The sequence below is a fragment of the Citrobacter sp. EC_71 genome (assembly GCF_019584005.1).
Classification (GTDB): domain Bacteria; phylum Pseudomonadota; class Gammaproteobacteria; order Enterobacterales; family Enterobacteriaceae; genus Citrobacter; species Citrobacter werkmanii.
Genome location: NZ_VDAY01000013.1, coordinates 16,639 through 34,443, shown reverse-complemented (window position 1 = coordinate 34,443; position 17,805 = coordinate 16,639). Strand labels below are relative to the sequence as shown.

The following is a 17,805-nucleotide window of genomic DNA, read 5'->3' as shown; positions in this document are numbered from 1 at the left end:
TCTGAGGGTCTTAAAATTTGCGCGCGATAATAGCACACTTCACTCGGCAACCAGCCACTTCTGCCAGCTGTCGCGCACCAGCGTGCGTTCAGCCTCAAAGCACTCTGGCGCCACATGGCCCGGAAGCTCCTGCAAGGCAAGATGGTGAAGTTCATCACGCAGCGTCGTATAAGCACGGGTAAGCGCCAGCGCCTCCTGCTCATCCATAATGTCGTTTTGCGCCAGTAATTCCAGAATGCGCACGTTATCCGACCAACGCGTCAGCTTCGGTTTTTCATGGGCATAGCGCAGCACCAGGTATTGCGTAATGAACTCAATATCGGTGATGCCGCCTTCGTCCGCTTTGATATCAAAACGATCGCGATGCTTATTGCCCAAATGGGCACGCATTTTCTCACGCATTTCGCGCACCTCGGTTTGCAAGGTTTTTCCGTCACGGACGAGGGTCATGATAGCGCGACGCACCGCGTCAAACTGAGAGGTCAACTGCGGGTCACCGTACACTACGCGCGCACGCACCAGCGCCTGATGCTCCCATGTCCAGGCTTCATTGCGCTGGTAATCGGCGAAAGCGTCCGCTGATGTTACCAGCATCCCCGCCGCACCGGACGGACGCAGTCGCGCATCCACTTCGTACAAAATACCGGAGGAGGTACGGGTGCTGAAAAGGTGCATAATGCGCTGCGCAAGACGCAGATAGAACTGTCGCCCGTCAATCTCACGTTCGCCATCCGTCATGACATCCATCGGACAATCGTGCAGGAAGATCAGATCGAGATCCGAGCTATAACCCAGCTCCCAGCCGCCCAGCTTGCCATAGCCGACCACGGCAAAACCGCGTCCCTCGCGATCGCCAAGATGGGTGGGTTGCCCGTAGCGAGCGACCATCTGCGTCCACGCCTGCTGGACTACCGCATCGATAATGGCTTCCGCCAGCCAGGTTAAGTGATCGCTCACCTTCATCACCGGCAACGTACCGGCGATATCAGCCGCGGCAATACGTAACAGCTGGGTTTGCTTAAACTGACGCAGCGCTTCCAACTGTTGCTCTTCGTCATCTTCCGGCACGCGCAGTAAATACTGACGCAGCTCATCACGGTAGGCATCTGTCGCCGTGGGTTGATACAGCGTGTTCGGATCCAACAGCTCGTCGAGCAACAGCGGATACCGCGCCAGTTGGCTGGCGACCATCGGCGAGGCGGCACACAGTGAAATCAGGTGTTTGAGCGCGCCGGGAAATTCGCTCAGCAGCTCCAGATAGGTTGTACGGGTGACAATGCCCACCAGCAGCGGCGTAATGCGCGACAGCGGTACCGAGGCGTCGTCACGCGAACAGACATCGCTCAGCAGATGCGGCATTAGATGATCCAGCACCTGGCGTCCGCGCGGGCCAATGGTGCGTTTATCCAGCTCTTTACGGAAATCCGCGATCAGCGACAGGACGCGTCGCCGATCGTCATCCGCCAGATGCGTCAGCACCGGCGTGCTGTCATCTTCCTGTAAGGCGTCCTGCCACAATTCGCGCCACTGTTCTGACAGTGACTCCTCCTGTGTTTCGGCTTCGTCATCGCCAATCAACTCGTTAAATACCCGACGCACATTGTGCATATGGCCAGCCAGCACATCTGTCAACTGCTGCCAGTCATCAACGTTCATTCCCCACGCCAGCCGCGCACGATTCAGTTCATCACCCGGCAGCGTCTGGGTCTGTTCATCATTGATGCTTTGCAGCAGGTTTTCCAGACGGCGTAAATAGAGATAGGCTGCGCGCAATTGCTCCGCATCAGTATCTGGCAACAGGTTTAATGCATTGATGGCGCTCAGCGTCGGTAACAGCGAGCGGGATTGTAGCGACGGCTCGCGTCCGCCGCGAATAAGCTGGAATACCTGCACGATAAATTCGATTTCACGAATACCGCCCGCCCCCAGCTTAATGTTGTCCTTCAGTCCGCGACGGCGCACTTCACGGGCAATCATCCCTTTCATGTTACGCAGAGACTGGATCACGCTGAAATCGATATAACGACGGAAGACAAACGGTCGCAGCATGGCGCGGAGTTCATTGACGTAAGTGCCATCGGCATCGCCCATAATGCGGGCTTTGACCATTGCATAACGTTCCCAGTCGCGGCCTTGTTCCTGGTAATAATCCTCCAGCGCGGAGAAGCTCAGCACCAGCGGACCACTGTCGCCAAATGGGCGTAGGCGCATGTCCACCCGATAAACAAAGCCATCCATTGTGGGCTGATCCAGGACCTTGATGAGCCGCTGGCCCATACGGGTAAAGAACTGCGCGTTATCCAGCTCGCGTCGCCCGCCCTGCGTACTGCCGTGCTCCGGCCAGGCAAAAATCAGGTCGATATCGGAGGAAAAATTCAGCTCGCCGCCGCCCAGTTTCCCCATGCCTAAAATCAGCAGCGGTTGCGCAACACCGTCTGGATTACAAGGCGTTCCCCATTCGCGACAACAAGCGGCGTATAACCAGTCACGCGCGGCAACGATCAGCGTTTCAGCCAGATGGCTTAGCTGCTGCAAGATACTCTCTTCCGTCACCAGCGACAGCGTCTGCACCCACGCGATACGCACCATAATACGACGGCGAAACAGGCGTAGCTCACGCATCAGCGCGTTTTCGTCGCTGACCTCGGTCAAAGCCTGCTGTAACCAGGCGGCATAATGTTGCCATTCGTCCACCTGAGGCGCTGCGCTTTCCAGCTCCAGCAGCCATTCAGGATGGGCAATAAGGCTGTCGCGGACAAAATCACTGAATGTAAGCACTGACTTCGCCTGCACGCTAAGCGAGGACTCAGATATTGTTGTTGGCAGCCGCTCAACAACGGTCGGCCAGTACTGCTGTAACGGTGAAGAGAGCTGCTTCATTTATGAGTTATCCTTTGAATAGCGCCAGATGGCGGCCTCAGTCCTGATTATCGTTTTCCGCTGTGCAGCCAGAACGGTTCCAGCGCGATTGCCTCATTGCGGAAGTGTTCAATTTCAATATATTGGTTGGCCGCAATGGCGTGACGCAGGCCCTGCCAGTTGGCGATCCATTCCGAGGCGACATTTTCGTCATAATATCCCGCCAGCATCAGCATGCTATCAATGTTGCGCGTCAGGCGTGGAAGCTGATCGGCATACTGATCGCCCAGCGGCTGAGCAAACGCGGTTTTCAGTTCAGCGGCATGGCGCGAGAGATGAATATCTGAGAAACGCTTAAAGGAGTCGGCAATTTTACCCTGCGCCTTCGCATCAAGGAACGGCTGCCACCCTTTGGTTACCAACCATTCGGTCAGCGCCAGTTTTGCCATCGCCGTTTGTGTGCTGTAAACCGCCGAAACGGCAGAAACGTCCGACGCCATGATCGCTTCCGACTGGGTCAGCAAATCGCGTAAGTGAGCACTCGCTTTTCGTGGCACAATACCGCCAAACAGCATCAGAATGTGGCGCACCAGGCCCATTGCCCCCAGTACCTCGGCTTTTGCCCCCTTGACGCCACGTACCCACAGCTCTTCATGGTACTGCCACTGTGATAATGCCAGCTCCAGCGCCGCTTCCAGACCTTGCTCGATGCTCGCCTTCGCGGGAACCCGTAAAATGCGCGTCGGTTTGAGTTCACGCGGCGCATTCCCCTGCGCTAAATGATAGCCGCGCGCCGCTTTGCTCAGGCTACCCTGCCGTAAACCAGTTTGTGAAACCAGCTGGTTTGCCAGCTTCAGTACCGCACGGGTATCGCCACTTAGCAGTTCCAGTTCAAGCTCACAGATAGGTTCAGCAAACTCGCCCGCTTTCACTTCCCCAAGGTCGAGGGCTATCTCAATCCGACTACCGTCGACATCAAGGCACCATTTCTCACGGTAAAAATCGGTGCTAAACAGCGGCTGCACCTGAGAAGCGAGTTCCGTGGGTAGCTTGCCATCAGGCCAGACTTCAGCGGGAAACAGGGCGAGATCCAGCTCAGGCGTGCTCAGCGCAATGTTATATTCTGGTCGCTGATGCAGACCGCCCGTTACCCGTCCGGCAATTTTCATGGTCATTTCATAATGACCGTTTTCACCGCGAATACGCAGTCCCATATCGTGACCACGCAACCAGGCATCCGGCGTTTCGTAGTAGATATTCAGCAACTGGCTGGGCGCGTGATGCTCTCCTCCCAGCGTATTCAGACGCTCACGTAGCGCATCTACAGCATCACTATTGACGATAAATTTTAATTCGATTTCCTGGGCCATGGTCTTGTACTTATGGGTTATGTCACAGTTGAGAAAACTGACTGCGAACTAAGTTCGTTCTTAATGGTCAAGTAGATAGTATTTTGCGCCAAATTGCCATGCAACGAGCAATTTGACGGGCGTAAAAGTTTCGGGTGGTGGCAAAAAGGACACAGATGATTCCGATTGATGTCGAATGCTTTGCGTAGAGACACTGATGCCACTACTATCGTTCCACTTTCTATGACAATAACGACAGCCTGATGCCAAAATTACGCCTGATTGGATTAACTTTACTCGCACTTAGCGCCACTGCAGTCTCACATGCCGAAGAAAAGCGCTATGTCTCTGACGAACTGAACACCTGGGTCCGCAGCGGTCCGGGAGATAATTATCGCCTCGTGGGTACGGTTAACGCCGGCGAGGAAGTCACGCTTTTACAGACTGACGCCAACACCAACTACGCCCAGGTGAAAGACAGCACCGGACGTACCGCCTGGATCCCGCTGAAAGAGCTGAACAGTACGCCGAGCCTGCGCACCCGCGTTCCCGATCTGGAAAACCAGGTTAAGACGCTGACAGATAAGCTCAATAATATCGATACCACGTGGAATCAGCGCACCGCCGATATGCAGCAAAAAGTGGCGCAAAGCGACAGTGTGATCGACGGGCTGAAACAAGAAAACCAGAAGCTGAAAAACGAACTTATCGTGGCGCAAAAGAAGGTCAGCGCAGCCAATCTGCAGCTTGATGACAAACAGCGCACCATCATCATGCAGTGGTTTATGTATGGCGGCGGCGTGCTGGGTCTTGGTCTGCTGCTCGGCCTGGTTCTGCCACACATGATCCCAAGCCGTAAACGCAAAGATCGCTGGATGAACTGAATCGCCTTCTCCGCCACACTGACATATGATTAAGGGATGATTTTTTTCAGAAGGAAAGTGGCGTGAAGATTTATCTGGTCGGTGGTGCTGTTCGGGACGCGTTAATAGGGCTACCGGTTAAAGATAAAGATTGGGTTGTTGTCGGCGCCACGCCGCAAGAGATGCTTGACGCGGGCTACCAGCAGGTAGGCCGCGATTTTCCCGTGTTTCTCCATCCGCAAACCCGGGAAGAGTATGCGCTGGCGCGTACCGAACGTAAATCTGGTTCGGGTTATACCGGGTTCACCTGCTACGCCGCAGCGGATGTCACGCTGGAGGACGATCTTCAGCGTCGCGACCTGACTATCAACGCGATGGCCCGCGATGACGACGGGGAAATTATCGACCCCTATAACGGACGCAGCGATCTGGAAAACCGCCTGCTGCGCCATGTTTCTCCCGCCTTTAGCGAAGATCCGCTACGCGTGCTGCGCGTGGCGCGCTTTGCTGCCCGCTATGCGCACCTCGGTTTTCGTATCGCTGACGAAACCATGACATTGATGCGCAACATGACCGCTGCCGGTGAACTGGAGCATCTGACGTCAGAGCGGGTGTGGAAAGAAACGGAAAACGCCTTAACCACCCGTAATCCACAGGTATTCTTTCAGGTTCTGCGCGACTGCGGCGCATTGCGCGTCCTGTTCCCGGAAGTTGATGCCCTGTTTGGCGTTCCAGCGCCCGCGCAGTGGCACCCGGAAATCGATACCGGTATTCATACCCTGATGACGCTGTCGATGGCTGCCATGTTAAGCCCCGAGGTCGACGTGCGCTTTGCCACGCTGTGCCACGATCTTGGCAAAGCATTAACGCCCAAAGCGCTGTGGCCACGCCATCACGGTCACGGTCCGGCGGGCGTCAAGCTGGTCGAGCAACTGTGTCAGCGCCTGCGCGTGCCAAATGACATCCGTGATTTAGCCAAACTGGTGGCCGAGTTCCACGATCTCATTCATACCTTCCCCATCCTGCAGCCAAAAACCATCGTGAAGCTGTTTGATTCCATCGATGCCTGGCGTAAACCGCAGCGTGTAGAGCAAATCGCCCTGACCAGCGAGGCCGACGTGCGTGGGCGTACCGGCTTTGAAGCGGCGGATTATCCACAAGGGAGACTACTGCGTGAAGCCTGGCTGGTTGCGCAGGCGGTGCCAACGAAAGACGTCGTTGAGGCCGGATTTAAAGGTCAGGAAATTCGGGAGGAGCTGACGAAACGGCGAATTGCGGCGGTGGCCAGTTGGAAAGAGCAGCGTTGTCCGAAACCAGCCCAGTAAACTGACGTTACCTGATGACGGCATAAATGCCGTATCCGGCCTACATATCGCGCCCGTAGGCCGGATAAGCGTAGCGCCATCCGGCATTTAATAGCGATCAGAAAAAAACCACATAGACGGCGGCCGCCACAATAAAGCGGTAAATCGCAAACGGAATAAACGAGATGCGTTTAATCAGTTGCAGGAAGGTTTTGATCGCTACCAGCGCCACGATAAACGCCGTCACGAAACCGACTGCAAACATCGGAATATCTGACGCACTGAGGAACGACCAGCTCTTGTAGAGATCCAGGGCCGTTGCGCCCATCATCATCGGCACCGCCAGCAGGAAAGAAAACTCAGATGCCGCGTAACGGCTGACCCCCATCAGCATACCGCCAGAAATCGTCGCGCCAGAGCGGGAAAAACCCGGCCACAGCGCCAGACACTGGAAACAGCCAATCATAAACGCCTGACGATAAGTCATATCATCCAGCCCCGGCGCGCGCGGCTCTTTCGGCTTCAGGCATTCTGCGGCTATCAGCAGCACGCCCCCTACCACCAGCGCATACATCACGTTGATCGGGTTAAACAGTGATTTGATTGTATCGTGGAAAACCAGACCGAGGACAACGGCCGGAATCATCCCGAGCAGGATATGTCCCAGCGTCAACCGACCTTTGCCAGTCCCTTCGTGTTGGACCTTGCCAAAGTGAATGCCAATCAGGCCAAACAGACGTCGCCAGAACATCACTACGACGGCCAGAATAGAACCGAGTTGGATCACCACTTCAAATGTTTTTGCGGTATCGCCCTCAAAACCCAGCAGGTGGCCAACAATAATCATATGGCCGGTACTGGAAACGGGTAAAAATTCCGTCAATCCTTCGACCACACCCAAAATTGCCGCCACCAGCAGCGAGTGCATATCACTCATTAATAAACCCCTAGATAGAGAAACCACGGCAAAAAAGAGCCGACGAAAGGACCCTTTTATACCCGTTTGTTTTAGAAATTATTAAATTAATTATTTTCTTTCAGATTACTGCCACGCTCAATGATAACCCCGACGTTTGCCGCACGCGCCACCGCGCCAGGTTTACTGAGTTTGATACGCACCCATGGGGAATTAAAGCGACTAAGCAGGAGGTCAGCCACTTCTTCCGCTACGCGCTCTACCAGAGCAAAACGCCCGCCTTCCACATGATTAACAACCGTTTGAGCAATATCAGCATAGCTCAGGCAATCAGCGACATCATCGCTTTTAGCCGATTTACGGTTATCCCATGCCATTTCGATATCGAACACCAACTTTTGCTCGATTGTCTGTTCCCAGTCGTAAACACCGATGGTGGTGATTACTGAAAGTTGCTCTATAAATACAATATCCATCACGACCCGCCTGCTTTTTGGCTAACCCGGATACCACTTCCGGCGAAATATGCGTATTATCCACAGAAGTAGCGTTTTACACGACATTTTCAAAACGGAACAGCTTATGAGTGCAATCGCGCCTGGAATGATTATCTTCGCGTACCTCTGCGGCTCTATTTCCAGTGCCATTCTGGTATGCCGCCTCGCTGGATTGCCGGACCCGCGTGACAGCGGCTCTGGGAATCCGGGCGCGACAAACGTGTTGCGCATAGGTGGCAAGGGAGCCGCCGTCGCCGTACTGATTTTCGACGTACTGAAAGGCATGTTGCCCGTCTGGGGTGCCTATGCGCTAGGCGTCAGCCCCTTCTGGCTGGGATTGATAGCGATCGCCGCCTGTCTGGGACACATCTGGCCGGTATTCTTCGGCTTTAAAGGTGGGAAAGGCGTTGCCACCGCCTTTGGCGCAATTGCGCCAATTGGTTGGGACTTAACGGGCGTAATGGCGGGAACCTGGCTGCTGACTGTCTTACTCAGCGGCTATTCGTCATTGGGCGCTATCGTCAGCGCGCTGATTGCTCCCTTTTATGTCTGGTGGTTCAATCCCCAGTTCACCTTCCCGGTTTCCATGTTGTCGTGCTTAATTCTGCTACGTCACCATGACAACATTCAGCGTCTGTGGCGCCGTCAGGAGCCGAAAATCTGGACCAAACTGAAGAAAAAACGCGAAAAAGATCCTGAGTGACGATACTGCCGGATGGCGGCGCTTAAGCGTCTTATCCGGCCTGAGGGACGTGATACCCTTCAATTGGCTTGCCTAATCTGTGCTGACACCACGTCGCCAGAAACTCCACACAGACGCGAAGCTTCACGCTGCGATACAGCGGCTCCTGATAAACCGCCCAGATATTGGCGCTTTGTGCATAGTCCGGAAGTACACGCACCAGTCCACCGCTTGCCAAAAACGGTTGTACGTCCCATTCGGAACGCAACATGATCCCTTTTCCCTGCAGCGCCCACTGCAACACAATCTCACCGCTGTTCGATGAAAGGTGCCCAGCTACCTTGACCGATTTTTTCTCCTGGCCGTTATCCAGCTCCCACACTCCGTGGGTCATATCGCGTTCTTTGGTGACCAGGCAATCATGCCGACTTAATTCCTGTAGCGTCATCGGCTCGCCATATTTTTGTAAATAGGTCGGGGCCGCACACAATATTCTTTTGTTTTTCGTTAACAAATGCGCAATATAATAATCAGGAATTTCATCATTAATACGAATATCCAAATCGATATTATCCTGCGCCAAATCAATTTGCCGATCGTAAAGCTCAAAATGCACCTGTAATTCAGGGTAGCTATGCATCAGTTCGGTAATGGCCGGCGCAATATAGCTGCGCCCAAAACCAAAGCTACAGCCGATACGAATCATCCCCGCCGGGCGCGTTTTGATTTGCGTGACGTCATCAACCAGATGCTGGTAGCCCGCGAGGATCGTCTGTGCATGTTCATAGCAACGTTGACCACTCTCAGTTAACGCCACGCCGCGCGCAGAGCGGTTAAGCAACGTCGTCCCCAGCGTGGATTCGAGGATTTGAATACGTTTTGTCACAAACGCTGGCGTCTGTCCCAGCGTGGCGGCAGCGGCGCTAAAGCTGCCGCTATGAACAATTTCAACCAGCACCTGCAGGTCTTTCGCCAGGGGATACGTGTTCAGCATGGTCGGTATATCCGTAATGTTGTTAACCGCAGTGTAATTCTCTCACGCGTATTAAACCCTGCCTTTGCGCAATTTTTATTGCCTTATTTGGACATCATTCACGAACTGTTAATTGGATATTCACAGTGGCAAATAATATAAACCCCTATTTTTAGTGGTAGTTTGTGGCGGAGAATTTATTTCCAGAAAATAAAAGAACTGGAGTTTACAAGATGAGCAATCAAAATAACCAAAATGCGATAAATACGCTGACAAACATTGTCGCGAATTTTACCGCCATGATTTCTACCCGTATGCCCGACGACGTAGTGGATAAATTAAAACAGCTGCGTGAAGGCGAAGACTCGCCGATGGGTAAAATCATCTACCACACCATGTTTGACAACATGCAGAAGGCAATCGATCTGAACCGTCCGGCCTGTCAGGACACCGGCGAGATTATGTTCTTTGTAAAGGTCGGTTCCCGTTTTCCGCTGTTGGGTGAGCTGCAAAGCATCCTGAAGCAGGCCGTTGAAGACGCCACGGTCAAAGCGCCACTGCGCCATAACGCGGTAGAAATTTTTGACGAAGTGAATACCGGCAAAAATACCGGCACCGGTGTGCCGTGGGTCACCTGGGACATCATTCCTGATAATGATGACGCGGAAATCGAAGTCTACATGGCTGGCGGCGGCTGTACCCTGCCAGGACGCTCGAAAGTGTTAATGCCTTCAGAAGGCTACGAAGGCGTAGTGAAATTTGTCTTCGAAAATATCTCCACATTGGCCGTTAACGCCTGCCCGCCGGTGCTGGTGGGCGTAGGCATTGCCACCTCAGTAGAAACTGCCGCAGTACTCTCCCGTAAAGCGGTGCTGCGTCCTATCGGCTCACGTCATCCCAACCCCAAAGCGGCCGAACTGGAACTGCGTCTTGAAGAAGGACTTAACCGCCTGGGTATTGGTCCGCAAGGGTTGACCGGCAATAGCTCCGTGATGGGCGTGCATATCGAATCCGCCGCGCGCCATCCGTCGACTATCGGCGTTGCTGTTTCCACCGGCTGCTGGGCGCACCGTCGCGGCACGCTGCTGGTTCATGCTGATCTCTCCTTCGAAAATCTGTCTCACACCCGGAGCGCGTTATGAAAAAGATCCTCACAACCCCGATTAAAGCCGAAGATCTGGAAGATATTCGCGTTGGCGATGTCATTTACCTGAGCGGTACGCTGGTGACCTGCCGCGACGTGTGCCACCGTCGCCTGATCGAACTAAAGCGCCCAATTCCTTATGACCTGAAGGGCAAGGCTATTTTCCACGCCGGCCCAATCGTGCGTAAGAACGGTGAAAAATGGGAGATGGTCTCCGTCGGTCCAACCACCAGTATGCGTATGGAAGCCTTTGAGAAAGAGTTCATCGAGCAGACCGGCGTCAAACTGGTGGTCGGTAAAGGTGGTATGGGACCGTTGACAGAAGAAGGCTGCAAGCAGTTCAAAGCACTGCACGTGATCTTCCCGGCAGGTTGCGCCGTACTGGCGGCTACTCAGGTTGAAGAGATTGAAGAAGTGCACTGGACGGAGCTGGGCATGCCGGAATCCCTGTGGGTGTGTCGGGTCAAAGAGTTCGGCCCGTTGATTGTGTCTATCGACACCCACGGCAACAACCTGATCGCCGAAAACAAAAAGCTGTTCGCTGAACGCCGCGATCCCATCGTGGAAGAGATCTGCGAGCACGTGCATTACATCAAATAATCCTTCCGGAGAGGCGCAGAGCCTCTCCCCATTCGCAGGGATATCACAATGGCACCTTTAGCTGGTTGGTGGCGATACCTGGCTCCGCTGGTGGTCATCGCCATTATTGCTGTTTTACCCGTTCCCACCGGTCTTGAGAGCCACACCTGGCTCTATTTTGCCGTCTTTACCGGTGTGATTGTGGGACTCATTCTGGAACCTGTACCCGGCGCGGTCGTGGCGATGATTGGTATTTCGATTATCGCCGTGCTTTCACCGTGGATCCTGTTCAGCCCGGAGCAACTCGCGCAGGACGGTTTTAAATTTACCGCCAAATCGCTGTCGTGGGCCGTGTCTGGCTTTTCTAACTCGGTTATCTGGCTGATTTTCGCGGCCTTTATGTTTGGTACCGGCTATGAGAAAACCGGCCTCGGTCGGCGTATCGCGCTAATGTTAGTAAAAAAGATGGGGCACCGGACGTTATTCCTCGGCTACGCGGTGATGTTCTCTGAGCTGATCCTCGCCCCCGTCACGCCTTCCAACTCCGCGCGCGGAGCCGGAATAATCTACCCGATTATCCGCAACCTGCCGCCGCTGTATAACTCCCAGCCCAATGACGCCAGTTCACGTTCTATTGGCTCCTACATCATGTGGATGGGCATTGTCGCCGACTGCGTCACCAGCGCGATTTTCTTAACGGCGATGGCGCCGAACCTGCTGCTGATCGGCCTGATGAAAGGCGCATCTCATACGGCGCTCAGTTGGGGCGACTGGTTCTTGGGTATGCTGCCGCTGAGCATTTTACTGGTGCTGATCGTGCCCTGGCTGGCGTATGTGTTGTACCCGCCAGTGCTGAAATCCGGCGATCAGGTGCCTCGCTGGGCGGATACAGAGTTAAAAGCGATGGGACCGCTCTGCGCACGTGAGAAAAAGATGCTGGGGCTGATGGTCGGCGCGCTGGTGTTGTGGATCTTCGGTGGCGATTATATTGACGCCGCGATGGTCGGTTACAGCGTGGTGGCATTGATGTTGGTGCTGCGCATCATTAGTTGGGATGACATCGTCAGTAATAAAGCCGCATGGAACGTCTTTTTCTGGCTGGCCTCGTTAATAACCCTGGCGACCGGGCTGAATAACACCGGTTTTATTACCTGGTTCGGCAAGCTGCTGGCAAACGGGCTGAGCGGCTATTCACCGATCATGGTGATGGTGGCGCTCATCGTGGTCTTCTATCTGCTGCGCTACTTCTTTGCCAGCGCCACAGCGTATACCTCCGCCCTCGCACCGATGATGATCGCCGCCGCGCTGGCGATGCCGGAAATCCCATTGCCGGTCTTCTGCCTGATGGTCGGTGCCGCTATTGGCCTGGGCAGTATTCTGACTCCCTACGCCACCGGCCCAAGCCCTATCTACTACGGCAGCGGCTATTTGCCAACGGTCGATTACTGGCGGCTGGGCGCTATTTTTGGCCTGATTTTCCTCGTGCTGCTGGTGATCACCGGTCTGGTCTGGATGCCCCTCGTTTTACTGTAAAACCCCATTGGGGCGACCTCTTGTCGCCCCTTTATCCATAAGCTTCTCATATGATCGATTTCCCGATGCGCTGAGGCATACTTTTTTGTATGCAAACACCCTCTTGCTGATAAGGGAAACGCTCTGGACACGCTGGCGCACGAGACACTCACACGAGGCTGGCAGGCCGAACTGGATCTGCACTTTACCCGCACCGGACACAAAACGGTGCTCGCCTCGGCGCGTCACTATGGACCTTTGGCGGTTCAACGTCCGTTTTATCCCGAAGAAGAGGTATGTCACCTCTATTTGCTTCATCCACCTGGCGGGATCGTCGGCGGGGATGAGCTACATATTTCCGTATCACTCGATGAAAACAGCCATGCGTTAATCACTCAGCCCGGCGCGGGAAAATTTTATCGCAGCCGTGGGCCGCAGGCGTTGCTACGCCAGCATTTCACGCTCGCCCCACACGCCACACTGGAGTGGCTGCCGCAGGATACGATCTTCTTTCCCGGCGCTAATGCCACCGTCCAATCCGTATTTCATCTGACGTCCGCAAGCCATTTGCTGGCCTGGGATCTGCTGTGTCTCGGACGCCCTGTCATGCAGGAAACGTTCAGCCACGGCACGCTACAAAACCGTCTGGAAGTGTGGCGGGATGGGCAACCGCTGCTGATAGAGCGTTTGCAGGTGCAGGCAGGGGATCTGCATGGGATCGCACATCATCCCTGGGTCGGTACGTTGCTGTGTTACCCGGCCAGCGAACACATGCTGGAGGGGACGCGCGAGCGGCTTACGCCACTGGGGGATTATGCCGGGGCAACGCTTAACGACTCGCTGCTGACAATCCGCTTTCTTGCGAACGACAACCTGATTGTTCAGCGCGTTATGCGCAATATCTGGCAATTTCTGCGCCCGCTGCTGACACACAAAGCGCCCATGCTACCGCGAATCTGGCAAACCTAAGAGGCCCATTATGGAACTGACCCCCAGAGAAAAAGACAAGCTGTTGCTGTTTACCGCCGCGCTGGTGGCAGAACGTCGCCTGGCCCGCGGGCTGAAGCTGAATTACCCGGAATCAGTGGCGCTGATTAGCGCTTTCATTATGGAAGGGGCGCGCGACGGGCAAACCGTGGCCGCGCTGATGGAAGACGGGCGTCACGTCCTGCGCCGCGATCAGGTGATGGAAGGCGTACCAGAGATGATCCCGGATATTCAGGTTGAAGCCACGTTTCCGGACGGTTCGAAACTGGTCACCGTCCACAACCCGATCGTCTAAGGAGCGGCAATGATCCCAGGTGAGTATCAGATCTCAGCAGGCAACATTGCGATCAATCAGGGGCGCGAAACCTGCACGATCGTGGTGGAAAATCACGGTGACAGACCCATCCAGGTGGGATCGCACTATCACTTTTACGAGGTGAACCCGGCGCTGCGCTTTGACAGGGCGGCTACGCGGGGCTTCCGTCTGAACATTGCCACAGGTACAGCGGTACGTTTTGAACCGGGGCAAAAGCGCGAAGTCGAACTGGTGCGCGTCGCTGGCGCACAAAGGATGGTGGGTTTTCGCAGTGAAGTGATGGGCGCGCTGGAGGCAGATAATGAGTAACATTTCCCGCCAGGCGTACGCCGACATGTTTGGCCCAACCACCGGCGATAAAGTGCGCCTGGCGGATACTGATCTGTGGATCGAGGTGGAAAAAGACTTCACCACTTACGGCGAAGAGGTCAAATTCGGCGGCGGAAAAGTGATCCGCGACGGTATGGGCCAGGGACAAATGCGCGCCCAGGCGTGTGTGGATCTGGTGATAACCAACGCGCTGATCGTTGATCACTGGGGGATCGTCAAAGCGGATATCGGCATCAAAGACGGCAGGATCTTCGCCATCGGCAAAGCGGGTAATCCCGATATTCAGCCCGACGTCACGATCCCGATAGGCGTAGGAACAGAAGTCATCGCCGGAGAAGGCAAGATCGTCACCGCGGGCGGCGTGGATACGCATATTCACTGGATCTGCCCACAGCAGGCGCAAGAAGCGCTGGTTTCAGGCGTGACGACGATGATCGGTGGTGGTACCGGTCCGGCCGCAGGCACTAACGCCACCACCTGCACACCGGGCCCGTGGTACATCGCCCGCATGCTGCAGGCAGCGGACACGTTGCCGGTTAACATCGGTTTGCTGGGCAAAGGCAATGGTTCAAACCCTGACGCCCTGCGCGAGCAAATCAGCGCCGGCGCCATTGGCCTGAAGATCCACGAAGACTGGGGCGCCACGCCTGCCGCAATCGACTGTGCGCTGACCGTGGCCGACGAGATGGACATCCAGGTGGCGCTGCATAGCGACACGCTCAATGAGTCCGGGTTTGTTGAGGATACGCTGGCGGCGATTGGCAATCGCACCATTCATACCTTCCATACCGAAGGCGCAGGCGGCGGCCATGCGCCGGATATTATCACCGCCTGCGCACATCCAAATATTTTGCCCTCCTCCACCAACCCGACGCTGCCTTATACCGTCAACACCATCGATGAACATCTCGACATGCTGATGGTCTGCCACCATCTCGATCCGGATATCGCTGAAGACGTGGCCTTCGCCGAATCGCGCATTCGCCGGGAAACGATCGCTGCCGAGGATGTGCTGCATGACATTGGCGCGTTTTCCCTGACCTCGTCCGATTCACAGGCGATGGGGCGCGTGGGCGAAGTGATCCTGCGCACCTGGCAGGTGGCGCACCGCATGAAGGTTCAGCGTGGCTCGCTGGCGGAAGAAACGGGCGACAATGACAACCTGCGCGTTAAACGCTACATCGCCAAGTACACCATCAATCCGGCGTTGACCCACGGTATCGCCCACGAAGTCGGCTCCGTTAGGCCTGGCAAACTGGCCGATCTGGTGCTGTGGTCACCGGCCTTTTTTGGCGTAAAACCGGCGACCATCGTGAAGGGCGGGATGATCGCCTGCGCGCCGATGGGCGACATCAACGCCTCAATCCCCACCCCGCAGCCGGTGCATTACCGCATGATGTTCGGCGCGCTTGGCGCAGCGCGGCATCACACCCGGCTGACCTTTATTTCACAGGCTGCCGACGCGCAAAACGTCCCGCAGCAACTTAATTTGCAAAGCGCTATCGCCGTCGTCAAAGGCTGCCGGACGGTAAAAAAGGCTGACATGATCCACAACGGTCTACAGCCCAATATCACCGTCGATGCTCAGACCTACGAGGTACGCATTGATGGTGAACTGATTACCAGCGACCCGGCAGACGTTTTGCCGATGGCGCAACGCTATTTCCTGTTTTAAGGAGTGAGGATGATCTACCTGACCCAACGCCTTGACCACGCCCACCGCGTCACCGCAAGCGTCACGCTACCCATTGATGTTCGAGTAAAAAGCCGCGCCAGAGTGGCGCTGAGCGATGGCCGCGAAGCCGGCTTAATGCTACCGCGCGGTTTACTGTTACGCGGCGGCGATCTGCTGACTACCGACGATGGCCGCGAGGTGATCGAAGTGATCGCCGCGCCGGAGTCGGTTTCCGTCGTGCGCTGCGCCGACCCTTTCCTGCTCGCCAAAGCCTGTTACCACCTTGGTAATCGCCACGTACCGTTGCAGATCCTGCCCGATGAGCTGCGCTACCACCACGATCATGTGCTGGACGATATGCTACGCCAGTTCAACCTCGAGGTGGCGTTTGCCCAGTTGCCGTTTGAGCCGGAAGCGGGTGCCTATGCGAGCGAGTCACACGGGCATCATCACGGCCATGCACACTGATGCATAGCACCCAACAGCTGCGCCTGATGCAGCTCGCCAGCAGCAGTCTCCCGGTAGGATCGTTTACCTGGTCTCAGGGGCTGGAGTGGGCGGTAGAAATCGGCTGGGTGAAAAGCGTCGATGACTTCTCTGACTGGCAAATCCAGCAGATGGAGCACAACTTTTTTACCGTTGACCTACCGTTGCTGGCGAGATTGTATCGCGCCTGTGAGCAGGACGATCTCGCCGCCGCGCGCCGCTGGACCGCTTACCTGCTGGCCTGCCGGGAAACCCGCGAACTGCGGGATGAAGAACGCAGCCGGGGCCTCGCCTTTACGCGGCTGGTCACCGACTGGGAACCAGACTGTTCCCAGGATTGGCGCACGCTCTTTGCCGATAGCCAGCTGTGCGGTATGGCCTGGCTGGGCGTACGCTGGAAAATCCCCCTGACGAATCTGGCGTTAAGCCTCGGCTACAGCTGGATTGAGAGCGCCGTGATGGCAGGCGTCAAACTGGTTCCCTTTGGCCAGCAGGCGGCTCAGCGATTGATTATTTCGCTTAGCGATCGTTATGCGCAAGGTCTGGCACAAGCGCTGGCGTGTCCTGACGCCTGCCTCGGATCCGCAACGCCGTTAGCCGCCATCGCGTCTGCCCGGCATGAAACCCAATATTCCCGCTTATTCCGTTCCTGAGGAGAAAAAATGAGTGATTACAAGCATCCCCTGCGCGTGGGCGTTGGCGGCCCGGTTGGCTCCGGCAAAACGGCGCTGCTGGAAGCGTTATGCAAAGCCATGCGCAGCAGCTATCAACTGGCGGTCGTGACTAACGATATCTACACCAAAGAAGATCAGCGCATTCTCACCGAGGCTGGCGCACTGGAACCGGACAGAATCGTTGGTGTGGAAACTGGCGGTTGTCCGCATACCGCCATCCGCGAAGATGCGTCGATGAATCTGGCCGCTGTAGAAGGGCTGAGCGAGAAATTCGGCAACCTGGATCTGATTTTTGTGGAAAGCGGCGGCGATAACCTGAGCGCCACCTTTAGCCCTGAATTAGCGGATCTGACGATCTATGTGATCGACGTTGCCGAAGGCGAGAAGATCCCGCGTAAAGGCGGGCCAGGGATCACCAAATCCGATTTTCTGGTGATCAACAAAACCGATCTGGCCCCTTACGTGGGCGCTTCGCTGGAGGTGATGGAACGCGATACCCTGCGCATGCGCGGCGAGCGTCCGTGGACGTTTACTAACCTGAAAGCGGGCGACGGTCTGGCGACGATTATTGCGTTTCTGGAAGAGAAAGGAATGTTGCGGGTGTAGCGTGGTTTATCGCCGGGAGGCGGCTTCGCCTGACCCGGCCTACGGTTTTGTTG

General features: G+C 55.6%; 18 protein-coding genes. 13 read left to right on the top strand and 5 right to left on the bottom strand.

The window, feature by feature from the left end:
- Positions 1 to 39: 39 nt before the first annotated feature.
- Positions 40 to 2,880, bottom strand: coding sequence for a bifunctional [glutamate--ammonia ligase]-adenylyl-L-tyrosine phosphorylase/[glutamate--ammonia-ligase] adenylyltransferase (gene glnE, locus FHD02_RS15080; RefSeq protein WP_137360694.1), 2,841 nt, complete (start codon positions 2,878 to 2,880; stop codon positions 40 to 42).
- Between the two features lie 47 nt (positions 2,881 to 2,927).
- Positions 2,928 to 4,229: an inorganic triphosphatase gene (locus FHD02_RS15075; protein ID WP_220394049.1), complete on the bottom strand. Its 1,302-nt coding sequence runs from the start codon at positions 4,227 to 4,229 to the stop codon at positions 2,928 to 2,930.
- A 242-nt stretch (positions 4,230 to 4,471) separates the two neighbouring features.
- On the opposite strand from FHD02_RS15075, the gene FHD02_RS15070 reads away from it, so the two are divergent.
- Both FHD02_RS15070 and FHD02_RS15065 read left to right on the top strand, forming a co-directional pair.
- Positions 4,472 to 5,092 (top strand): TIGR04211 family SH3 domain-containing protein, encoded by a 621-nt coding sequence (locus FHD02_RS15070; RefSeq protein WP_048232822.1) that lies wholly within the window; start codon positions 4,472 to 4,474, stop codon positions 5,090 to 5,092.
- A gap of 62 nt (positions 5,093 to 5,154) precedes the next feature.
- The gene (locus tag FHD02_RS15065) at positions 5,155 to 6,396 is read left to right on the top strand and encodes a multifunctional CCA addition/repair protein (protein ID WP_137349754.1); all 1,242 of its coding nucleotides are present in this window, start codon (positions 5,155 to 5,157) and stop codon (positions 6,394 to 6,396) included.
- 97 nt (positions 6,397 to 6,493) lie between these two features.
- On the opposite strand, the gene bacA is transcribed toward FHD02_RS15065, so the two are convergent.
- Both bacA and folB read right to left on the bottom strand, forming a co-directional pair.
- Complete coding sequence (gene bacA, locus FHD02_RS15060) at positions 6,494 to 7,312, bottom strand: undecaprenyl-diphosphate phosphatase (protein ID WP_042311049.1); 819 nt, start codon at positions 7,310 to 7,312, stop codon at positions 6,494 to 6,496.
- 86 nt (positions 7,313 to 7,398) lie between these two features.
- Positions 7,399 to 7,767: a bifunctional dihydroneopterin aldolase/7,8-dihydroneopterin epimerase gene (folB, locus tag FHD02_RS15055; RefSeq protein WP_042311051.1), complete on the bottom strand. Its 369-nt coding sequence runs from the start codon at positions 7,765 to 7,767 to the stop codon at positions 7,399 to 7,401.
- 106 nt (positions 7,768 to 7,873) lie between these two features.
- Between folB and plsY the strand changes: the two genes are divergently transcribed.
- Positions 7,874 to 8,491: a glycerol-3-phosphate 1-O-acyltransferase PlsY gene (gene plsY / locus FHD02_RS15050; RefSeq protein WP_003024662.1), complete on the top strand. Its 618-nt coding sequence runs from the start codon at positions 7,874 to 7,876 to the stop codon at positions 8,489 to 8,491.
- Between the two features lie 31 nt (positions 8,492 to 8,522).
- Here the strand turns inward: plsY and FHD02_RS15045 are convergent, their stop codons facing one another.
- Positions 8,523 to 9,464, bottom strand: coding sequence for a LysR family transcriptional regulator (locus FHD02_RS15045; RefSeq protein ID WP_137370705.1), 942 nt, complete (start codon positions 9,462 to 9,464; stop codon positions 8,523 to 8,525).
- Positions 9,465 to 9,676: 212 nt separating this feature from the next.
- Here FHD02_RS15045 and ttdA point away from each other — a divergent pair, with 212 nt between their 5' ends.
- The 10 genes from ttdA (at position 9,677) to ureG (ending at position 17,752) form a co-directional block, all read left to right on the top strand.
- On the top strand, positions 9,677 to 10,585 hold the full coding sequence (gene ttdA / locus FHD02_RS15040; RefSeq protein ID WP_038633966.1) for a L(+)-tartrate dehydratase subunit alpha: 909 nt from the start codon (positions 9,677 to 9,679) through the stop codon (positions 10,583 to 10,585).
- The gene (ttdB, locus tag FHD02_RS15035; protein ID WP_137370704.1) at positions 10,582 to 11,187 is read left to right on the top strand and encodes a L(+)-tartrate dehydratase subunit beta; all 606 of its coding nucleotides are present in this window, start codon (positions 10,582 to 10,584) and stop codon (positions 11,185 to 11,187) included. The genes ttdA and ttdB overlap by 4 nt, the downstream gene beginning before the upstream one ends.
- A 48-nt stretch (positions 11,188 to 11,235) precedes the next feature.
- On the top strand, positions 11,236 to 12,699 hold the full coding sequence (locus FHD02_RS15030; RefSeq protein ID WP_042311057.1) for an anion permease: 1,464 nt from the start codon (positions 11,236 to 11,238) through the stop codon (positions 12,697 to 12,699).
- Positions 12,700 to 12,822: 123 nt separating this feature from the next.
- Complete coding sequence (locus tag FHD02_RS15025) at positions 12,823 to 13,647, top strand: urease accessory protein UreD (protein ID WP_220394072.1); 825 nt, start codon at positions 12,823 to 12,825, stop codon at positions 13,645 to 13,647.
- A 10-nt stretch (positions 13,648 to 13,657) separates the two neighbouring features.
- Complete coding sequence (locus tag FHD02_RS15020; RefSeq protein ID WP_003024678.1) at positions 13,658 to 13,960, top strand: urease subunit gamma; 303 nt, start codon at positions 13,658 to 13,660, stop codon at positions 13,958 to 13,960.
- Between the two features lie 9 nt (positions 13,961 to 13,969).
- Positions 13,970 to 14,290 (top strand): urease subunit beta, encoded by a 321-nt coding sequence (locus FHD02_RS15015; RefSeq protein WP_220394048.1) that lies wholly within the window; start codon positions 13,970 to 13,972, stop codon positions 14,288 to 14,290.
- Entirely contained in the window at positions 14,283 to 15,986 is a 1,704-nt protein-coding gene (ureC, locus tag FHD02_RS15010; RefSeq protein WP_220394047.1) for an urease subunit alpha, read from the top strand. The genes FHD02_RS15015 and ureC overlap by 8 nt, the downstream gene beginning before the upstream one ends.
- Before the next feature lie 9 nt (positions 15,987 to 15,995).
- Positions 15,996 to 16,454 (top strand): urease accessory protein UreE, encoded by a 459-nt coding sequence (gene ureE / locus FHD02_RS15005; protein ID WP_042311069.1) that lies wholly within the window; start codon positions 15,996 to 15,998, stop codon positions 16,452 to 16,454.
- Positions 16,454 to 17,125: an urease accessory protein UreF gene (locus FHD02_RS15000; protein ID WP_220394046.1), complete on the top strand. Its 672-nt coding sequence runs from the start codon at positions 16,454 to 16,456 to the stop codon at positions 17,123 to 17,125. The genes ureE and FHD02_RS15000 overlap by 1 nt, the downstream gene beginning before the upstream one ends.
- Before the next feature lie 9 nt (positions 17,126 to 17,134).
- A complete protein-coding gene (ureG, locus tag FHD02_RS14995; RefSeq protein ID WP_220394045.1) occupies positions 17,135 to 17,752 on the top strand; it encodes an urease accessory protein UreG in 618 nt (205 codons plus the stop codon).
- The last annotated feature ends 53 nt before the right edge of the window (positions 17,753 to 17,805 follow it).

Excerpts from the sequence above, each read along its gene's own strand:
- glnE (WP_137360694.1), bottom strand. The coding sequence starts at position 2,880 with ATGAAGCAGCTCTCTTCACCGTTACAGCAGTACTGGCCGACCGTTGTT.
- FHD02_RS15075 (WP_220394049.1), bottom strand. The coding sequence starts at position 4,229 with ATGGCCCAGGAAATCGAATTAAAATTTATCGTCAATAGTGATGCTGTA.
- FHD02_RS15070 (WP_048232822.1), top strand. The coding sequence starts at position 4,472 with ATGCCAAAATTACGCCTGATTGGATTAACTTTACTCGCACTTAGCGCC.
- bacA (WP_042311049.1), bottom strand. The coding sequence starts at position 7,312 with ATGAGTGATATGCACTCGCTGCTGGTGGCGGCAATTTTGGGTGTGGTC.
- folB (WP_042311051.1), bottom strand. The coding sequence starts at position 7,767 with ATGGATATTGTATTTATAGAGCAACTTTCAGTAATCACCACCATCGGT.
- plsY (WP_003024662.1), top strand. The coding sequence starts at position 7,874 with ATGAGTGCAATCGCGCCTGGAATGATTATCTTCGCGTACCTCTGCGGC.
- FHD02_RS15045 (WP_137370705.1), bottom strand. The coding sequence starts at position 9,464 with ATGCTGAACACGTATCCCCTGGCGAAAGACCTGCAGGTGCTGGTTGAA.
- ttdA (WP_038633966.1), top strand. The coding sequence starts at position 9,677 with ATGAGCAATCAAAATAACCAAAATGCGATAAATACGCTGACAAACATT.
- ttdB (WP_137370704.1), top strand. The coding sequence starts at position 10,582 with ATGAAAAAGATCCTCACAACCCCGATTAAAGCCGAAGATCTGGAAGAT.
- FHD02_RS15030 (WP_042311057.1), top strand. The coding sequence starts at position 11,236 with ATGGCACCTTTAGCTGGTTGGTGGCGATACCTGGCTCCGCTGGTGGTC.
- FHD02_RS15020 (WP_003024678.1), top strand. The coding sequence starts at position 13,658 with ATGGAACTGACCCCCAGAGAAAAAGACAAGCTGTTGCTGTTTACCGCC.
- FHD02_RS15015 (WP_220394048.1), top strand. The coding sequence starts at position 13,970 with ATGATCCCAGGTGAGTATCAGATCTCAGCAGGCAACATTGCGATCAAT.
- ureC (WP_220394047.1), top strand. The coding sequence starts at position 14,283 with ATGAGTAACATTTCCCGCCAGGCGTACGCCGACATGTTTGGCCCAACC.
- ureE (WP_042311069.1), top strand. The coding sequence starts at position 15,996 with ATGATCTACCTGACCCAACGCCTTGACCACGCCCACCGCGTCACCGCA.
- FHD02_RS15000 (WP_220394046.1), top strand. The coding sequence starts at position 16,454 with ATGCATAGCACCCAACAGCTGCGCCTGATGCAGCTCGCCAGCAGCAGT.
- ureG (WP_220394045.1), top strand. The coding sequence starts at position 17,135 with ATGAGTGATTACAAGCATCCCCTGCGCGTGGGCGTTGGCGGCCCGGTT.